Genomic DNA, 17125 nt, shown 5'->3' on the forward strand with positions numbered 1-17125 from the left:
GTCAGGGTACCAAAAGGTCTTGCTCAAAGAGAAACTCATCAATAATTTGCACCTGAATAGCGGACAAGCGCTCGCCGTCTTCCTCTGCAACAATGTAATACTCCCCTGGCGGCAGGGAATCTGCACGATACAGACCATACTGATCCGTATAGGCTTCGGAGACCTGACGACCTTTTTCGTTCAAAACAGAAAGTCTTAGCCCAACGACGTATTCACCATCGAGGTCGCGGACCCGCCCGGCAACTGCATAGCGGGCTTCGAGAATTATCGGAACTTCAGTGGCTGCTGCCGCCTCCAGCCTTACCCAGTAATTCTGATTGGCACCAGGCATTATTTCGATGGGTAAATGCCGGGAATCGATCGAGATCTTATGTAGCCCGGGCGCCAATCCATCCACATAGTAGCGACCTCTCTGAACCCGTGCAGTATAACCATCTCCATCCACAATCAACTCAACCTGGCTAATCCCATCGGCATCCGTTATGCGCTTTCCCCCAAGAAGTACCTCTCCCGTCAACGATGCGCTGTCGAGCGAATTCCAACTGGAGTCAGCTGGTACAATCTGATTCTGTGCCACAGCAAAATCCAGGGTCATGTTCCACTGCAGGTAGAGATCACTTTCATCCTGGTGTTCTTGAATACCGATACCGTTTCCACCTTTGGCAAGTCGTAGCCTGGAATTGAATCCGGGAATCAACCTGGATTCCCAGTCCAGCGTATAACCGAGTCTGCCACTATTGCTGACTAAGCCAACCTGTGTTCTGCCTAGCAAATCATTATTTGAGTAATGTGTTAGACCTAGCTCGAATCGATTGCTTGACAGTGGCCCGGTGCGGAAATTCGCATAGTATTCCCGGCCCAGCCCATTTCGGAACCGATAATCTACTAGATGTCGCTCGCTTTCGTAGGAATAGCGGACAATACTCCGCAGCGAAGTACTGAACCGACTGTCTATTCGGTAGTCACCAGAAATATTGGGAGATGCGCTGACCGAAAAATTACGATGATTGGTCCAGTTGGCACTGGGTGATATGAACCTTTGCTCCTCAAAATTAGTCTTTACGTCTCTGCCGACCAAACCCAGACTAAAATTGTCAGTAACCTGATAACGGTAATTTAAAAACCGTGACCATTGGCGCCTCTCTTCACCTTGTTCGAGCAACCCCGTCGTTTCATACTCTCTGGCGAGAAAATCGAATGACCAGATATCATCCCCGCCCTCCAGGCTTAGCTCTGCGGCATCCCTATTGAGAACAGTGGCATAACCGAGCGAGGCAAACCAATTCTTAAAAAGCGCCATGGACAGAGACCCTTCCGACTCTGAACGACCGCCTACTTCCTGATGACCCAATTCGAGAGTCACATCCTCAGTTATTCCGTAACGCCATTGGGCCCCCGCGGATAAACCTTGAACGTTACGACTCTTATCCAGTGGGTTACCCAACTTTCCGAGCGTTGCGAATAGTGTTTGCTGACCATTCCCGAGTAATTCAATACCACTGCGTCGTGAGAAATTCTGAGCTTCCATCAACACACCTGTACTGCGATCCAGAATATGCACGAGCACCTCGGAATAACCGCGACTTGGCAATTCAACATTCAAAAAGTCATAGGTGCCGTCTAGACGGACTCTTGTCCGCGCCACCACACCTCCATCAATCCTAAGCTCAGCTATCGATCCCGGGATTGCCAGCCCCTCTATATTGCGGATGCCGTTAGCTATCCTGCGAGAGCCATTAAGATTGGAAATACCTCCAAAGTTTGATTGAGGTATTGCAGCGGTACTATGAAGAAACTGCAATCCGGTCTGCTCAACAGTCGATAGGAGGGGGTGCAGGGAATAGCCGGCGTTTCCTAAAAGCAGCTGTGTGTTGCGATTACTTCGAGCCCAGAAATAATCGAATGGTCGCACCTGCCCTTCGCTTTCCTGTTCAACACGAACACGCCAGTTACCACCAGCCAGGTTGCCCGCTGAAAAATAGTTGCCAACCCAGCCGTCATAGTCACCGGTACTCACATAGTTCAAGTCAGCCCGTAAATTGCGAATCGATGCCGTAGGTGGCGAAAATTGTGCTTCCGGCGGCGTATCGTGGTCCGGTAGATTGAGCCCCTGTCTATTCCAGGGTAATTCAAGGTAGATTGCCAACGTTGAGTGATCGAAGCGTGCATCCATCAACAGCTTCTCCGACAAAGCAGATTGCAGTATCACCAACTGCCCGTCACTAATTCTTAAGTCCTCAGGACTCAGAATGACTTCACCTCCGGGGGTCACCAGGCGGATGTCTTTTGAATCAATTTTCGAGTGTTCTTTGCTGATGCTGATGTCCGAGGTTTCCATGACAGTCAGCAGTGGCAGCAGATATTGCTGACCATCGTAGACAGCCATGACAGCAGATTGCTCTACTTCATCAACATAGAGGCCTATCAGCTGTTTAACGTAGGTCGACTGCGAAGCAGCTGGGTTATTCCCAGCGATATTGCCGTTCGCAATACCAGTGTCCGCCGCAAGAGTACCATTACCAGGACCCTGAGCCTGACTCAAGTTAACAATATCGTAATTCTCCAACTGAGCGAGGAGCTGTGAGGAGTCGGCAGACCACAAAGTAGATGGAGTCGCCAATACCCACAGCATAGCCAGTGAGAAGCTGACCAACCTGCAATTCATGAGATTACGTACCAGGTTGTGTGACTTGAATAACGTCGGTTATCTGCAGCTGGGCAAACTCGCCATTGAACTGCACCACATAGTCCCCTGGGAGGGGCAGTGGAATATCCAATGGAATCGAGCGTCTGTTTTCCGGCAGGATCACGGTTCCGGGCAGCTGCCCCATTAAGAAGCTTTCCTGGTCGTATGGCCTGCCGGCGGCGGCCCGAAGCATTGATAACGCCTCATCAGTGCCAGGAAACTCAGTTGCGCGCCAGATACCGTAGGTACCGGCCAATCGTCCGTGACTGTTACCGGTATTGGTAATGTCCAGGAAGACACGATTGTTATCCCGATCAACGTCAATGCTATTCAGCTCAGCGCTCTGAGTACGCTCGCCCACCTGAGCATAAATAGGTAATCCGTAACGCATTTGCATCCTTACTTGCGTACCTTCACCCTCACCAGTTTGGACTGGAGTATCTTCTTCTATAAACACCAGGGCGCGGTACTCACCTGGTTCAGGCTTTAACCTTGGCATAATTGCCCAACGAATAGTCTGGGGTGTTCCCGGGGGGATAGTGACTGACAGCGGATTGATTACAATCCACTGGTCCAATGATTTTTCGGTAGGCCCAATTACCTTGACTCTATTGTTGTCATCCAGCTCCCAGTTACTGACATTCAATTTAACTTTCATGGGACTGTTGCTGAGGTTATGTATCATCAGAGCCTGAGTTTCACCACCTCGCTCGTCGAACGTAATCTGGTACCGATCAGGAGATATTCCCATTCTGGCAGGTGGTTGCCCATTGGCAAGCGTGGAAAACACCAGCGCACAAATAAGCATCAGGAATTGAAGGTGTAGCATTGCTTTACTGCGTTTCGTCACAGTTTTAGTAAAAATCATCACAGGTTACCTCTAATACTCACACAAACTGATAGCGTAGCTCTGTGGATCCCTGCAGCGCCTAGCTTCTGAATATCTGAAAAGCGAAAATCCAGCCCCCCGCGTAAGGCGCGTAGAGAATTGGTTCCGCTATACCAGCTTTTCTGTACTCGACCTTCCGTAACCTCCAATGTAATGGTCGAACTCTCGCCATTCAAAAAGTGACTGGCCTTTCGATCAGCTACGGTCACTTGTACTTCAACTTCAATCTCTCTCTTGTCCCTAAACTCATACATACCTTGGGGGAATCTTGCCTCCCAGGCATTAGGAAGAAATCTCTCAAATCCCATATTGCCGCCGAAGCCCGATGGAATACCGGAAAAACCGCGGGTGCGCGTACGAATTGTCTGCCCTACCAACTGCCCAATGAGTCGATCACTTTGACCTATTTCGAGTGCCAGATCATTTTTCGTCGGCCTGGTGATTTCTTTTGCTGTTGCTTCCCGCAGCCGCAGACTTCCAGTCACTTCATCCAGGAACACAATCTCTACCCCATCGTTGTCACAAGGAAACTGCGCCCTTGCTGATATGGGCGAGAAGAGTAAAAGTGCCAGCGAAATATTCGCCAGCACTCTTAACCTTTTTGAGGACAAATTACTCTTCATGGCTCTGCGACCGCAAACCGGAGCTCTTAAGGAGTAACCTCAATAGTGATTACATCGGAAACAGACAGAGGATTGGTAACAGCTGTTAGATCAACTTCAAAAGTGATATCACCGATGTTTCCCGCACCAAGAGACCAGCCTGGAGCAACGTTAGCGCCAGCCAACGTTGAACTGATCGATGTAAACTCACCAGAGGTTCCTGTCAAAGTGGCTGTCAGGTTATTGGAAGCCAGCGAACGCACCGCCCAGACATCATCGATATCAAAGGCGATAGTGGTTGTGGCTCCAGAGGCACCAGCTTCTGTACTGGCCGAGGCGGAGGCGGAGATGGAACCTTCACTAATGCTGCCTAGTGTTGCACTGATATCAACACCACCCTGCAGCACTGTGGCTGAGTCTGTTGAAGCCAATCCAGTTGCTACTGCCATTTGCGCAGCATTCACATCAACCGAAATCTGATCGTAGTAGTACAGAATTACCAGCGGCGGAAAAGAAACATCCACCTGGACTTGTCCGGTCGCGGCTTGAGTGCCTTGACTCAACACTGCAAGCCCTGTTAACGAACCCGCCAACAGACCAGCCTTCGCCATAGATCGGATTGATTTTTTAACTTCATATTTCATAGCTAACCTCATGATTAAAATTAAAGATTTTTAAAAGCCTTGGTCCACAATTGCAGGGCAAGCTTTCAACACGGGCGATTCTAGGAGGAAAATATCAGGTCAAAAGGGATGCAGATCACAGTTCCTGGAATAATCGCTAAAGTCTCCTGAAACGGACGGGAAATTTCGACGATTTCGGACCGTTTTAAGCCCTGAAAAGCTCAAATGACACTGGGAAGCAGGATTTACTCTTCGCTATTACTAACTGAAATACCGGATTTTATTCTGGATTACATGTAGAGGTGACTAGCGAGATGGGATTTATGAAGCGGCGTTGCGTTAGTCAGTTGGATGATTTTTCTCTCCCCCTCTCAACTGACAGGAGAGCTTGCTACCAGTCACGGTATCTGCAGCCAACAGGAATGGCTGGAACGGTTTAAAAACAAGCGGCTTTCTGGGCTTATTCCGAATCTACCACCGGCGGAGTATGCAAAGATTTATTGTGAAAAAGCTGAAGGGTCTGCCATGGAGACATAACTCGAGCTAAACACCCTCCAATTTTCGCGGGGCAATTGAGAGCACACCTGTCGCGAACATTATCGTATTCAAGAAATGTTACTTGACCGTTGATACTGGCTTCCCGGGCATGGACAGCACAAGAAAAGCTATATCTTTCGTTAAAGATTCGCCGGGTTAACTCGGCAATATTCCTAATCTGTTGCTGCCGGCGAATTCTATTGGCTGCTTGTGTGTGCCAGGTATGTCGTGCTATGAAATCAAGCGTTTGTCTGTAAAAGTCGTAGCACTGTACCTGATTTTCCTCACAGAGCCGGTCAAGACAGCAAAAAAAATCTTTCCGGCCAAGATTGCTCAGATCAGCATCCAACAAGTACCTTGATAGCGATGACGATGGAATTTGCTTTACACCATCTTCTGTATTTAAAAGTTTAGTATCCTTGATTAATTGCGAGATTGTTTCAATATCCGAAGGCTTAAGGTCATGTTTGCGACTCTCTTTGCAGTACTCGGTGAAAAGCTTGACTCCTTGTAGCTCATGCTCGTCCCGCCCTATGACGAATCCGGTATCGTGCCACGCAGCAGCAATGACAATAAGCTTGAGGTCGTTTTCAGGCAGCTTGTCAGCTTTACCGAAACGCAATGATTCGTTTATGACATCAAGCGTATGGCCCTCAGAGTGATAGCAGTACTCTGTGGACAACTTTGAGCGAAGCAGTCGTAGAGCGTCAACAACCGGACGTAGTTCAATTGCGTACGCAAAGGCATCTTCTAATTTCATGACGCTTAGATTTCGTGCATTCATGCGTCAACCCCTGAATTTGTATCCCTCGCTCCAGCCTTCAGTCCTGCAATATTGGTTGCGTCGTAGCGATAAAGAATTGTCAATGGAATTACACTTGAATCCACTCTGACCTTACCAGGTGCCGCTTGGTACTTTGCCAAAGTACAGCTGTGCCCTGCATTGAGCCCGCCAGTACACTGGCCTGCGCGATGGCGGGAATCTGCTGTTTAAAATTTCGAAGCCAACATAGTGACCAGGGAACCTCTGATTAACTAGGGAAACGCCCTGCGATTTCTTAGTTAATCAGAGGTTCCCTGGAATTCAACAATTGCTGTCAATGGCTTGACCCGCAATTGCCATGCCTGTTTTCCATTAGATCGATTCTAGGAGGAAAATATGAGGTTAATAGAGAACCACGTCACAGTTTCTGGAATAATCGCTAAAGCCTCCTTAAACTGACGGGAAACCTACTGCCAGTCTCTGTAAATCACGGCCGACGGCGACAGGCTCGAACAAACCTAACGCCGCAGGGCAAAAGTTGCCAGGGTATTGCCGGAAATAATGGACACATACTGGGTACCGTCTACCATATAAGTGACAGGCGCCATCACGATCTGGCCACCCAGATTCTTGTACCACAACAGTTCACCGGTGCGGGCGTCGAGGATATGAAAGTACCCTTCCCTTCCGCCGGTGAAAAGCAGGTCAGACGCGGTCGTGAGCATGCCACTGTCACTGACATCGAACTGCTCAAATTCCCAGACCTCTTCTCCAGTTTGCGGGTCCATGGCTTTAAGGGAAGCGTGCCCCACTTCGTCGGTCCAGTTATTGATCGGGTTAGTTCGGCCTATGCCGATGGTTGGAGCACCCGGCACTGGGGCAAGCACCGAAAAGCCGCCTCCAAGGAAAGCTCTCCCTGGTTCGTATTCGGACTCTTCCGATCGGTAGATTGTGGCGTAGTCTTCCCATGCGCTGAAGTAAAACAGCCCGGTACGGGGGCTGAAGGACGGTGGGTACCAGTTGGTACCGCCCTGGTTCCCCGGATAGGTAGGCATACCGTCCGGCTGAGGCGTAGGAATAGGCCGGCCGTCTTCGTCCAGGCCGCTCGACCAATTGACTCGCACATAGGGTTTGCCAACGAGGAATTCACCGTCGGTGCGATCCAGCACGTAAAAGTAACCATTGCGGTTGGCCCACATCATGACTTTGCGAGCCTGACCCTGCCACTCTATATCGGCCAGCACCGGTACCTGCACTGAGTCGTAATCGTAGGCGTCATTGGGGGTAAACTGAAAATACCACTTCAATTCACCGGTATCCGCGTCCAGCGCTATTACCGAATCGGAATACAGATTGTCACCGGGGCGCTGCTCGGCGTTCCAATCCGGCCCCGGATTGCCTACGCCCCAATAGGTAAGATTGAGTTCGGGATCGAAGGATCCGGTGATCCAGACAGGGGCTCCGCCATATTGCCAGTCGTCACCCTCCCAGGTGTCGTGCCCCGCTTCACCTGGTCCAGGGATGGTATATGTTTTCCAGGCCTGCTCGCCGGTGGCGGCATCGAATGCGGCCACGTAACCACGGATGCCATATTCCCCCCCGCCAACACCCACAATGACTTTGTCTTTCAAGGCCAGGGGCGCCATGGTCACCGAGTAGGCCCGGCTGACGTCGCCAACCTCGGCATTCCATAGCAGCTGCCCATTGATGCGGTCCAGTGCAACCAGGCGCGCATCCAGGGTGCCCATAAATACGCGATCACCGAGCACCGCAACTCCACGGTTGTTGGCACCGCAGCAGACCCGCGCGTTATCCGCCGGGGTATGGCGATATTTCCAGAACACCCGACCGGTGACGGCGTCCACTGCCATGACACTGTTAGGTCGCTCGGTCACATACATGATGCCGTCTACCACGATGGGGTTACTCTGCCAGGCTCCGAATACCTGATTGGGCAGCATCCAGCGCAATTCCAGATCGTCAACATTGTCACGGGTGATCTGGTCCAGCTGGCTATGCCGCTGGCTCATGTAGCTACCGTTATAAGTCATCCAGTTCTGTGGCTCACTGGCAGCATTGAGAATCCGCTCATAGGGCACCTGGGCGAAAAGCCCCTGTGAGACGAGCACACCACAGCCCAAAAGCAAGCCCAGTAATGGCTTCATAAATTGATACTTTTTCATTACAGACCTCGCAGGGTTAACAGGTAGCCAATGAGGTCAGCCACCTCATCGCTGGAAAGCATCGTGGGTTCGTGAGTCGGAGTGTCGCTGATGTCATAGCGCACCAGATCAGCCTTGACCAGAGAGCGCAACCGCTCCTGAGAATCGATAAGTTGCACCGTATAGGTATCCTCGTTGAGGCGCCTGCCGGTGATGACTTCCTCGTCACGGGTTACGATACGCACCGAACGATTGATCGGCAGCAGCGCGCTGGCCGGTTCCAGCAGAGACCGCTGCAGGGCGGCCGGCGTGCGGAGCGCACCTATCTCACTGAGATCAGGTGCCGTGCGAGGACCGAGGCCATTGACCCGATGGCATTCAGCACACTGGCCCTTACCAGTAAAAAGGGCTCGCCCCCGGGCCGGATCACCAATGCGAACCGCCACACCCTCCGGATCAAAGCCAGCGCGAATATAGGCGATCACCCCGTCCAGCTCCGCCGTACTGAGATCAAAAGCCGGCATACGCCCTTCCGCAGCCCCCCGGGAGATCACCTGCCGGAGGTCGTCATCCGAGTTTGCCGTCCTGAATATACCCCGGCGCAGGTTGATTCCGTCGACTGTGTCTCCCTGCGGGCCGTGACACAGAGCGCACTGCTGAGTGTAAACCCGCGATCCAGCCTCAATTGCCGCCGAGGTGTACTGGTGATCCCCCGGTTCCTGGGCGCGCCCCGGCGCCGCAGTCGAGGCCGCGAACACCATCAGGGTGCCGCACAACAACTTGTTTAAAACAGTATTCATGATTCAATTGATCCGCAGTAGGTTGTATTTTCAAATGACTGACAGGCAGAATAATCGCTTCCGCACCTAAGGTCCATCTTCGCCGCTACCGAACCCGCTGCATCAGAATACCGCCAAGGACCAGGCAAATCATGATGGGAAACAGCACAGCCAGTACCGGGCTGAAGCCATACAGCAAGCTGACCGGCTCCATCAGGCGCTGGGCAATTGTGAACCCCAGACCGATTGCGATAGCCACGAAAATACGGAATCCCATGGTTGCCTCTCGCAGCGGGCCGAACACAAAGGAAATGGCAAGCAGCACCAGGCCACCTGTGGCTAAGGGTTGCAGCAGTTTCTTCCAGAACGCCAGGAAATAATTGCCGGCTTCCAACCCTTCCGCCTCGAAATAGCTGGCAAATCGATAGAGCCCGGAAATCGACTGTCGCTGCGGCTCAACCAGCAGGACGCTCAGCAGCTCCGGCGACAGGTCTACTTTCCAGTCCATCTGCAGGTAGGATCGGGTATTTATCTCAGCAGCTGCCAGCAGGGTTTCTACCACATCGAAAAGCTCCCAGTAGCCACCCTCTGCACTGCTGACATAGCGCCCATTGGCGGCGAAACTGCTGGAGACAAGACGGCGATCCTCGCCCAGGCGATAACGAGTGACCCCGATCAGCTCCTGGCCGCCCGGCAGGATGGCATTGATGTGAATGTACTCGTTACCAATACGCTGCCAGGTGCCGGACCGGGAACGTATGGCATTTTCGCCGCTCTTTTGTACCGCCCTGTCACTCTGTGCCTGCTGCTCAAGCCGTGGTGCAATAAATTCCCCCAGCACCAGACTGAAAAGCATCAGCACCAGGGTAGGCTTCATAGCCCACCACACTACCCGCCAGGTCCTGACACCGGCGGTCTGTATGACGACCAGTTCGTTGTTGGAAGCCAGAAACCCTAACCCGATCAGAGCGCCCCCAAGTGCTGTAAAAGGTAGCAGCTCATAGATGGCGGTAGGTGTCGTGCGCAATACAAAATAAAGCGCATGCAGCGCGGTATAGTTTTCATCGGTCGCTCCCAGCTCGTCAGCCAGGGAAAAAACCAGGTCTACGCTGGTCGTCAGGGCCATAACCACCAGCATGGCGAGTACAACACTCTTTTGCACATAACGGTTCAGGCGGGTCATGACGTGCTTTTCCTGCGCCGGCCATATCCCGGAAAGTCCTGATAAACAATCGCTCCTATCAGCAGAAACAGTACATGCACCCACCACAACCCGACACTGCCGGACAATTCGCCGGAGGCAACCTGATCGCGACTGACCTGCAAGAGAATATAGTAGACCGCATACAACAGAGCCGCTGGAACCAGCTTGCCAAAGCGGCCCTGACGAGGATTGACCCTGCTTAACGGGACGGCGATCAGCGTGACAATTGGAATTATCAGAATCGTCGAAAGTCGCCACTGCAACTCCGCCTGGAGGGCCGGGTCCGGGGAGCCGAACAGATCGCTGGTTCGCAGGGCTCTTTCCTCGTCAATTTCCTGAATACCGGCCTGCTCAGGCAGCAGAATTGCCTGAACATCAAACTGACCGACTGTGAACTCTGCCGAACCTGGCTCTCCCTGGTACTGAAAAACGCTTTCCAGTCGCAGAAAACGGGCGCCGGAATCGGGGTCCACCTCGGGCCGGGCCGATTCGGAGACCAGAATCCGGATCGCGGAGCCGCGGTCACTGCCAGCAGGATTGGAAATCACAATGACGTTTTCCAGCCGCCGGCCTGCCGGGCCTCTGGCGATCCGCTCGGCATAGGTAATGCGCTCGCCGTCATTGAATTCCTGAAATTGCCCGGCAGCGATAAGATCCACTTCGGTCAATTCGTCCTGCTGCTGCTTCAGCAGCTCGGTATGGCGAAACCCCCATGGCGCCAGTACCAGGCTTAGCAGAGACACCAGCCCTACCACCAGCAGGGCGCTGCCCAGGGTGTAACCCAGCAACCGCCTGCGGCTCAACCCGCTGGCTATCAATACCGTCATTTCATTCTCGGCATACATGCGCCCATAGGCGAGCAGGATCGCCAGGAACAGCGCGAGGGGGAGAATAACCAGCAGGAAATCGGGGAGGCGATAGAAAATCAGCAGCACCAGGACGTTGGACGACATCTCACCGGCCACGGCTTCCGACAGGTACTGAATAAAGCGATTGATCAGACCGACCACCAACAGAATGAGGGTGACGGCCGTCATAACCGTAAGGATTTGCCTGCTGAGGTAACGAAAAATTATCACGCGGTGTCTCGCGCCTGTCAGCGAAATTCGCTACCGGCTCGCGACCCGCTCAGGCGACCTGTGAAGCGGGGTTTTCCAGACGCGCCCGGAACGCGGCCGGTAATTCCGCCAGCTTGTGGTTGTCGAAATCAAAGAACACCACCCCTACATTGGCGATGCAGACGACGGTATCGAGTGCGCGGTTGGTCACCTGAAAGCCGATATCAAAACCGTATTTGTTGAATTTACTGACCCCTACGTCGACGATCAGAACGTCGTTGGCAAAAGATTCAGAGCGGAAATCGATGGCCAGGTCTGTTACCACCATGCCAAGGCCGTAGATGTTGGATTCACTGAAACCAAGGTCGGCGAGAAACTGCAGTCTGGCTTCGTGGATTACCCGAATCATGGCAACACTGTCCATATGGCGAGCGTAATTCAGGTCACTGATCCCGACCGTGCGCTCCATGCTGAAGAAAAATGTTTCCGGGGGACTTAACTTCACTCTTTGCATGATGACTCCATCGATCCTGTTACTGCTGGCGACTTTCGCGGTCCTGCTGCACTGTTTCAGAAATGCCGTAGCTTCAGAAATGTCGTATTCGGCCTGTCTGCATCAGGGTGCTTCAACCGGCCAGGCCTAGTGTTCAGACAACCGGATCCGGGAATGGTTCAAGCGGGCTGGCCGGCTTACTGGGCGAACACCGGGCCACACCTGAAAAAATCTAAGCGCGGATTCTACCAGCCCTCAATTGCAGATTTCCAGCAAACTCGTCTCAAAACGCCACATCTGTTGCCTAACTTATTGAATTCATTTAAAATTACACGCTTGAAATTGAACAGAGTCCGACTTTAGCTGCATCCGGCAAGGGATCACGGCCGGATTCTGAAGAACGCCACCGTTTTCATTGACCCAAGAGGATCTCAAAGACTCTATGAAGTACTCTCTCAGTTCTGCACTACCCGCCAATATCATCACCGATTGCCTGGTCGTCACCGTGCTCGACAGATCCACCCTGACCGTGAGCGGTAAGCAACTGGATGCGGCCAGCAACAAGGTTCTCAGTAAAATCCTGCGCAGTGGTGACCTCGGTGAAGCACCGGCCAGCACTCTGTTGCTGCATGACATCAAGGGAATCAAAGCCAAGCGCGTGCTGCTCGTCAATGGCGGCAAGGCTGACAAACTGGACGGCAAAAGTTACCGCAAGCTTCTGCAGGGCGCCATGAAATCTCTGGCAGGACTGGGAATCAGCAGCGCACATTTTCTGCTCACCGACACGGTGGTCAGGGACCGGGATGGCAACTGGGTAGTCAGCCAGACGGTGCAACAGATTGAGGACAGCCTGTACCGCTATGACAGCACCAAGAGCAGCAAAGTCACCAAACCGGGTCTCAATCAGGTAGGTATTTCCCTGCCCGCCGACATCAGCCGCGCGGCGGCCAGGAACGCCATCAAACTGGGCCGGTCTGTCAGCGCCGGGGTCAGCGTCGCGCGGGAACTGGGCAATCTGCCAGGCAATGTCTGCACGCCCACTTACCTGGCAGAAGAATGTAAAAAACTGGCTACGCGCTACAAGAGCGTTAAAACCGATGTGCTGAGTGAGAAGCAGATGGCGCGCCTGGGCATGGGGTCACTCCTGTCAGTAAGCGCCGGCTCGGCCGAGGAAGCAAAACTGATCGTAGTCCAATATAAAGGCACCAGCAAAGCCAATAGCAAGCCCTATATCCTGGTTGGCAAGGGGATCACCTTTGATACCGGCGGCATCAGTATTAAACCCGGTGCAGCCATGGACGAGATGAAATTCGACATGTGTGGCGCCGCCAGCGTCGTGGGCACCCTGCACAGCGTCGCGCAATTACAGCTGCCCATCAATGTGATAGGGATAATTCCCAGTGCGGAAAATATGCCTGGCGGCAAGGCTACCAAGCCCGGCGACGTGGTCACCAGCATGTCCGGGAAAACTATCGAGATCCTCAACACCGACGCCGAAGGCCGGCTTATCCTGTGTGACGCACTGACCTATGCCGAACGGTTCAAGCCCCGAACAGTGATCGACATTGCCACCCTGACCGGTTCTGCGGTGGCCACCTTCGGCAACGTGGTCTCCGCCCTCCTGGCCAATGACCAGAATTTGGCCGACGAACTGCTGGAGTGCGGACAACAGGCCCTGGACCCGGCCTGGCAATTACCATTGTGGGACGAATACCAGCCGTTGCTGGACAGTAATTTCGCCGACATCGCCAATATTGGCGGCCCCCGCGCCGGTTGTATTACGGCGGCCTGTTTTCTGTCCCGCTTCACCGAAAAGTTCAAGTGGGCGCACCTGGATATTGCCGGCAGCGCCTGGGACCAGGGCAAAGAAAAGGGTGCAACCGGCCGTCCCGTCAGCCTGCTGGTTGACTACCTCAGTCGACAAAAAGCCTGACCGCAGTGGCCATGCCAAAGGTCTGTTTCTACCCGCTCAGGCAGGGCAGCACTCAGGAATCCCTGGTGTTCGCCTGCCGGCTGGTGGACAAGGCGACCCAACTGGGCCATCGGGTTCATCTGCTGGTGCGCGACGAAAATCAGCTCAAGCTGCTGGACGACCTGCTGTGGCAATTCCGTGCCGACAGTTTTATTCCTCACCAGCGCCTTAGCGACGACCACAAGTCTTTGGATACACGGGTTACGCTCGGGACTAAAAACTGCTTACCGAAAGAGCGGGATGTCCTGATCAACCTCACCGAAACGGTCTGGGATCAGCATGCGCAGTTTCCGGACATTCGGGAAGTGGTTCCGGCCAGTGAGGAGGACCGCACGCTGGGCAGGCAGCGATACCGGTTCTATCAGGACCAGGGCTACACGGTCGAAACCAAAAAGTTAACGGCAAACTGAGCGGTATCATGCTGAAGACCCATGTCGCCAGGAACTCCCGCTGGTGACGCCCTGTCCACCACTTCCGGCGTGGTTGCGTTATACTTGCGCCTTCTCGAATTGCAGTGCGAAACGATTCAATGGATAAAACCTTCCAACCCCGACAACTTGAAGCTCACTGGTATAAAACCTGGGAAGAAGCCGGCTATTTTCAGCCCCAGGGTGACGGCGAACCCTACTGCATAGTCATACCGCCACCCAATGTGACTGGCCATCTGCACATGGGGCATGGCTTTCAGCAGACCATCATGGATGCCCTTATCCGTTACCAGCGGATGATGGGGCGAAAATCCCTGTGGCAGGTCGGCACGGACCACGCAGGCATCGCCACCCAGATGGTAGTGGAAAGGCAACTGAGTGCAGCAGGGACCAGCCGCCTCGAGCTGGGTCGGGAGGATTTTGTTGCCAGAGTCTGGGAATGGAAAGAGCAGTCCGGCGGCAACATTACGCGCCAGTTGCGTCGCATGGGCTCTTCCCCGGACTGGAGCCGGGAACGCTTTACCATGGACGAGCAGCTGTCCCGGGTAGTGGAAAAGGTTTTCGTTGAGCTCTATGACGAGGGCCTGATTTACCGGGGCAATCGCCTGGTAAACTGGGACCCTGCTCTGCATACAGCCATCTCCGACCTTGAAGTCATCTCACAGGAAGAAAACGGCTCTCTCTGGCATTTCCGTTATCCGTTATGTGACGGCGAAACCACCGCCGACGGCGCCGACCACATTGTCATTGCCACCACGCGACCGGAGACACTGCTGGGGGATACAGCCGTGGCCGTGCATCCGGAAGACGCTCGTTACCAGGAACTGATCGGCAAGTGGGTTCAGCTACCCCTGTGTGATCGCCGTATTCCCATTATCGCCGATGATTATGTAGACCCGGAGTTCGGCACCGGCTGTGTAAAAATCACCCCTGCGCATGATTTCAACGACTACGAAGTCGGCAAACGCCATGATCTTGAAATGATCAACATCTTCACAATCGATGCGACCATAAACGAGAACGCGCCGACTCCCTATCAGGGGCTCGACCGCTTTGATGCGCGCAAGCAGGTGGTTGCCGACCTGGAAAATCTGGACCTGCTGGAGAAAATCGATCCGCACAAATTGAAAGTACCCCGGGGCGATCGCAGCGGTGTGGTCATCGAACCCTACCTCACCAATCAATGGTACGTGGCAGTCAAATCACTGGCCGAGCCAGCCATTGAGGCTGTCGAAAACGGTGCTATCCAGTTTGTGCCGAAAAACTGGGAGAATACTTATTTCGCCTGGATGCGGGACATTCAGGACTGGTGCATCAGCCGCCAGCTCTGGTGGGGGCATCGTATTCCGGCCTGGTATGACAGCGACAACAATATTTACGTTGGCCACGATGAGGCTGACGTTAGGCAGAAATACCAGTTGGCGGCAGAGCTGGAACTCCACCAGGACGAAGATGTGCTGGATACCTGGTTCTCTTCCGCACTGTGGACTTTTTCCACCCTGGGCTGGCCGGATGATATGGAAACATTCCGCACCTACCACCCTACGGATGTCCTGGTCACGGGGTTTGACATAATCTTTTTCTGGGTCGCCCGCATGATTATGATGACCCTTAAATTTACCGGCCAGGTACCTTTCCACAAAGTCTATATTCACGGATTGATAAGGGACGACCATGGCCAGAAGATGTCCAAGTCAAAAGGAAATGTACTTGACCCCATCGACCTCATTGACGGCATTGCACTGGACGCCCTGGTAGCCAAACGCACCAGCGACATGATGCAACCGGAACTGGCCGGCAAGATCGAGCAGATGACACGGGAATCCTTCCCTGATGGCATTCCAGGGTATGGTACCGACGCCTTACGTTTCACGTTCTACTCTCTGGCCACTACCGGCCGCGATATCATTTTCGACCTGGGTCGTATCGAGGGCTATCGAAATTTCTGTAACAAGATCTGGAACGCTGCCCGCTACGCCCTGATGAACAGTGAAGAAAAAGCACTGGACCTGGAGGCATTGAAAAAGGGTCGGCTGACCGTCGCAGACCGCTGGATACTGTCCCGTCTGCAGCAGGCTGTCACAGAAGTTCATAACGGTATGGCCAACTACCGGTTCGACCTGGTAGCACAGGCCATTCACAGTTTTTTCTGGGATGAGTACTGCGACTGGTACCTCGAACTCTCGAAACCGGTTCTCTGGGACGAGGAGTCCAACCCGGAGCAGGCGGCCGCCACCCGCTACGTGTTACTGGTTACTCTCGAGCAGAGTCTGCGTCTGCTGCATCCCTTCATGCCTTTTATCAGCGAAGAGGTCTGGCAGCGGGTGGCACCCCTGCTGGACATCGCTGGGCCGACTATCATGCTGCAGCCCTACCCGCTGGAAGATTCCACGATGAAGGATTCGGCAGCGGAAGCCGAAGTGGACTGGCTCAAGGGCGTGATACTGGCCATTAGAAACATTCGTGGCGAAATGGATATCCCGCCAGGCAAAGTGATTCCCGTCCTGTTTCGCAACGGCAACGAAAACGATCGGCAGTTGCTGGAAGGCAACCGACAGTACCTGACCCGCCTTGCCAAACTGGAGTCTGTGCAGTGGCTGGAAGCAGACGCGGAATTACCACCTGCTGCCACGCAGCTGCACGGCGAGTTGGAAATCCTGGTGCCAATGGCGGGGCTGATTGATACTGAAGCCGAAATAGCCCGCCTTAACAAGGAGATTGTCAAACTTCAGGGTGTTCTGGAAGGAATCACCAAAAAACTGGCTAATGAGAAATTCGTTGCCAATGCGCCGGCGGAGGTGGTTGAGAAGGAGCGGGACAAACAGGCCGGCCTGCAGGCGTCGCTTGCTGCTTTGCAGGGAAAGCTCGAAACCCTGCAACAGCTGGCTGACTGACACTCGACTGCCACAGCGCCGTTGCCCCGCCAAAG

General features: G+C 53.6%; 14 protein-coding genes. 4 read left to right on the plus strand and 10 right to left on the minus strand.

All coding sequences use genetic code 11. The features are described 5' to 3' along the window. Nucleotide 1 precedes the first annotated feature (1 nt). Nucleotides 2-2386, minus strand: coding sequence for a carboxypeptidase-like regulatory domain-containing protein (locus R3F50_19830; protein ID MEZ5492537.1), 2385 nt, complete (start codon nt 2384-2386; stop codon nt 2-4). On the opposite strand from R3F50_19830, the gene R3F50_19835 reads away from it, so the two are divergent. Then, nucleotides 2363-2584, plus strand: coding sequence for a hypothetical protein (locus R3F50_19835; protein MEZ5492538.1), 222 nt, complete (start codon nt 2363-2365; stop codon nt 2582-2584). The two genes, R3F50_19830 and R3F50_19835, sit on opposite strands and share 24 nt — an antisense overlap. 85 nt (nt 2585-2669) lie before the next feature. Here R3F50_19835 and R3F50_19840 read toward each other — a convergent pair whose 3' ends face one another. From R3F50_19840 to R3F50_19880, 9 genes are all read right to left on the minus strand, one after another. Then, on the minus strand, nt 2670-3515 hold the full coding sequence (locus R3F50_19840; GenBank protein ID MEZ5492539.1) for a hypothetical protein: 846 nt from the start codon (nt 3513-3515) through the stop codon (nt 2670-2672). A 38-nt stretch (nt 3516-3553) separates the two neighbouring features. Continuing rightward, nucleotides 3554-4198, minus strand: a complete 645-nt coding sequence (locus tag R3F50_19845) for a hypothetical protein (protein MEZ5492540.1) — start codon at nt 4196-4198, stop codon at nt 3554-3556. 26 nt (nt 4199-4224) lie between these two features. Beyond that, nucleotides 4225-4821 (minus strand): hypothetical protein, encoded by a 597-nt coding sequence (locus R3F50_19850; GenBank protein MEZ5492541.1) that lies wholly within the window; start codon nt 4819-4821, stop codon nt 4225-4227. A gap of 439 nt (nt 4822-5260) precedes the next feature. Continuing rightward, nucleotides 5261-6121 (minus strand): HD domain-containing protein, encoded by an 861-nt coding sequence (locus R3F50_19855; protein ID MEZ5492542.1) that lies wholly within the window; start codon nt 6119-6121, stop codon nt 5261-5263. Between the two features lie 497 nt (nt 6122-6618). Continuing rightward, a complete protein-coding gene (locus tag R3F50_19860; protein ID MEZ5492543.1) occupies nt 6619-8265 on the minus strand; it encodes a PQQ-dependent dehydrogenase, methanol/ethanol family in 1647 nt (548 codons plus the stop codon). A gap of 17 nt (nt 8266-8282) precedes the next feature. Further along, nucleotides 8283-9062, minus strand: coding sequence for a c-type cytochrome (locus R3F50_19865; protein ID MEZ5492544.1), 780 nt, complete (start codon nt 9060-9062; stop codon nt 8283-8285). A gap of 85 nt (nt 9063-9147) precedes the next feature. Continuing rightward, entirely contained in the window at nt 9148-10224 is a 1077-nt protein-coding gene (gene lptG, locus R3F50_19870; GenBank protein MEZ5492545.1) for an LPS export ABC transporter permease LptG, read from the minus strand. Beyond that, nucleotides 10221-11324: an LPS export ABC transporter permease LptF gene (lptF, locus tag R3F50_19875; GenBank protein MEZ5492546.1), complete on the minus strand. Its 1104-nt coding sequence runs from the start codon at nt 11322-11324 to the stop codon at nt 10221-10223. Before lptF ends, lptG begins: the two co-directional genes overlap by 4 nt. Nucleotides 11325-11373: 49 nt before the next feature. Continuing rightward, nucleotides 11374-11817, minus strand: coding sequence for a thioesterase family protein (locus R3F50_19880; GenBank protein ID MEZ5492547.1), 444 nt, complete (start codon nt 11815-11817; stop codon nt 11374-11376). A gap of 421 nt (nt 11818-12238) precedes the next feature. Here R3F50_19880 and R3F50_19885 point away from each other — a divergent pair, with 421 nt between their 5' ends. From R3F50_19885 to R3F50_19895, 3 genes are all read left to right on the plus strand, one after another. Further along, on the plus strand, nt 12239-13729 hold the full coding sequence (locus R3F50_19885; GenBank protein MEZ5492548.1) for a leucyl aminopeptidase: 1491 nt from the start codon (nt 12239-12241) through the stop codon (nt 13727-13729). Nucleotides 13730-13740: 11 nt separating this feature from the next. Beyond that, a complete protein-coding gene (locus R3F50_19890) occupies nt 13741-14178 on the plus strand; it encodes a DNA polymerase III subunit chi (GenBank protein MEZ5492549.1) in 438 nt (145 codons plus the stop codon). Nucleotides 14179-14297: 119 nt separating this feature from the next. Then, nucleotides 14298-17090 (plus strand): valine--tRNA ligase, encoded by a 2793-nt coding sequence (locus tag R3F50_19895; GenBank protein MEZ5492550.1) that lies wholly within the window; start codon nt 14298-14300, stop codon nt 17088-17090. Nucleotides 17091-17125: the final 35 nt, after the last annotated feature.

It is taken from the genome of Gammaproteobacteria bacterium, from assembly GCA_041395725.1.
GTDB lineage: Bacteria > Pseudomonadota > Gammaproteobacteria > Pseudomonadales > Pseudohongiellaceae > NORP240.

Excerpts from the sequence above, each read along its gene's own strand:
- R3F50_19880 (MEZ5492547.1), bottom strand. The coding sequence starts at position 11,817 with ATGCAAAGAGTGAAGTTAAGTCCCCCGGAAACATTTTTCTTCAGCATG.
- lptG (MEZ5492545.1), bottom strand. The coding sequence starts at position 10,224 with ATGACCCGCCTGAACCGTTATGTGCAAAAGAGTGTTGTACTCGCCATG.
- R3F50_19860 (MEZ5492543.1), bottom strand. The coding sequence starts at position 8,265 with ATGAAGCCATTACTGGGCTTGCTTTTGGGCTGTGGTGTGCTCGTCTCA.
- R3F50_19830 (MEZ5492537.1), bottom strand. The coding sequence starts at position 2,386 with ATGGCTGTCTACGATGGTCAGCAATATCTGCTGCCACTGCTGACTGTC.
- R3F50_19840 (MEZ5492539.1), bottom strand. The coding sequence starts at position 3,515 with ATGCTACACCTTCAATTCCTGATGCTTATTTGTGCGCTGGTGTTTTCC.
- R3F50_19895 (MEZ5492550.1), top strand. The coding sequence starts at position 14,298 with ATGGATAAAACCTTCCAACCCCGACAACTTGAAGCTCACTGGTATAAA.
- R3F50_19885 (MEZ5492548.1), top strand. The coding sequence starts at position 12,239 with ATGAAGTACTCTCTCAGTTCTGCACTACCCGCCAATATCATCACCGAT.
- R3F50_19890 (MEZ5492549.1), top strand. The coding sequence starts at position 13,741 with ATGCCAAAGGTCTGTTTCTACCCGCTCAGGCAGGGCAGCACTCAGGAA.
- R3F50_19855 (MEZ5492542.1), bottom strand. The coding sequence starts at position 6,121 with ATGAATGCACGAAATCTAAGCGTCATGAAATTAGAAGATGCCTTTGCG.
- R3F50_19845 (MEZ5492540.1), bottom strand. The coding sequence starts at position 4,198 with ATGAAGAGTAATTTGTCCTCAAAAAGGTTAAGAGTGCTGGCGAATATT.
- R3F50_19865 (MEZ5492544.1), bottom strand. The coding sequence starts at position 9,062 with ATGAATACTGTTTTAAACAAGTTGTTGTGCGGCACCCTGATGGTGTTC.
- R3F50_19850 (MEZ5492541.1), bottom strand. The coding sequence starts at position 4,821 with ATGAAATATGAAGTTAAAAAATCAATCCGATCTATGGCGAAGGCTGGT.